Source organism: Pseudomonas sp. NPDC096917, from assembly GCF_044762555.1.
Lineage (GTDB): Bacteria > Pseudomonadota > Gammaproteobacteria > Pseudomonadales > Pseudomonadaceae > Aquipseudomonas.
The window spans coordinates 1-1,572 of the sequence record NZ_JBIWEO010000051.1; the positions used below are offsets into that span (position 1 = coordinate 1).

Consider the following 1,572-nt stretch of genomic DNA (forward strand, 5'->3'; position numbering starts at 1 on the left):
TGCAAACAGGCTCCTTACCAACCTTGCTTGCCCCCTCTTGCGTTCTCAATAAGTTGATCCCATGACCGACCAGACCGCCCAGCCACGCGAGCCTCAGGTCGCTGTCGCGCCGCTCAACACCATCGCTATCGAAGACGTTGCCCGCAGCGCCGCCGCTTTCGATGCGTGGTTGCAATCGATCAGTGGTGGCGTCGTCACCCTCGACCGGATCAAGAACGTCGCCGGTGCCTTGCCCGTGGTGGGCAACATCATGGCGCTGGTCGATGCCTTGGGCGACATCGTCACCTTGACCGAGAGTCAGGAGCGCGAGTTGCTCGACTGGGTCAGCCTGGGCATCAACCTGATAGGCGTATTGCCATTGCCGCCTGGCATGGCGGCAGCGCGCATGACCCTGCGCCCGACCCTGTTTCTGGTGCGCCAGGAGCTGCGTCACAGCAGTAAGTTGTTACTGGGGGATGCCCTGATCGAGGTGCTGATTGGGCACCTGAACGCCAGTATCGTTGGCACGCTTGATGACTTTGTCACCCAAGCCCAGGCCCGGCTGGCCGTGATTTTGAACGACGCGGGTCAACTGGGTGAGCAAGCCATTGCCGAAATCGCCAAAGGTCTTGATGCCTTGGTGGACGGTAAGCTCGACGCTCGGGGTGACGTTGGCGCCGCAGCGAACCAACTCAGTCACGCAGGGGATCAACTGCTACATGACCCCAAGGCCGCGATCGGCAACCTCTTTGGTGCGGCTTTCAGCGCTTACAAAGCCGCTGGCAAAGGCATGGCCAATACGGCCACCCAACACCTGTTGCCCGAAGAGGCCAAAGCGCAGGTACACCGTAAAACCGCCGAACTCATGGCGTTCAGCCCAGAGCTGCGCGCTCAAATCAGCCGCCTGAGCGACCCGCGAGCGGTGCATTCCATTGGTTGGTTGCTGCACATACTGGCCAACGCGGTGGTCACCTGGCGCACACGACAGTCCAAGGGCCTGAGTGCCAACGTCAAACCCAACACCACCAGCAAAGCTCACCACCAGGCCAGTGAAGGGCGGCTGGAAGTGGTCAACAGCCAGGCCAAGGCTAAAGGCAATCCCAACCCGACAAAAAATGGCGCGTGCCCGGCCACCTGCCACAGCATCAGCTTCGCAACGGGTTCTGAGTCCCTGAGCCACACGGACTTCAGCCTCCCAGGCCCGTTCCCTGTCGAATGGACACGCACCTACAACTCAAGTCTGGACGCCTACGATCACGGCGTGCTGGGCGCTCGCTGGATAAACGCATTCACCACACGCTTTGAGCGCATCGACGACGGTCTTCGGTTTTATGCCGCTGACGGCCGCAGCCACCGCTACCCATTGCCCAACGTTGGCCAGTACCACCACGACCCGATTGAAAACCTCACCCTGGTGCGCTCGGCTGCCGACTCATTGGTGCTGTGCCAGGGTTTTGAGCGCAAGGACACCTACGTCCTGCATGGCCAGCATTATCGGTTGACCCACATAGAACTGCGCAATGGCGCTGGGGTGATGCTGCGCTACGAACACCGTCACGGTGACGATTCAATACTCTCGGACGTGATCACCTA

1 protein-coding gene is annotated in these 1,572 nt (G+C 60.6%); it reads left to right on the forward strand.

The genetic code is table 11. The features are described 5' to 3' along the window. Nucleotides 1–61: 61 nt before the first annotated feature. A partial coding sequence (locus ACIQYF_RS23685; RefSeq protein ID WP_402866714.1) for a DUF6531 domain-containing protein occupies nucleotides 62–1,572 on the forward strand: 1,511 nt, incomplete at its 3' end.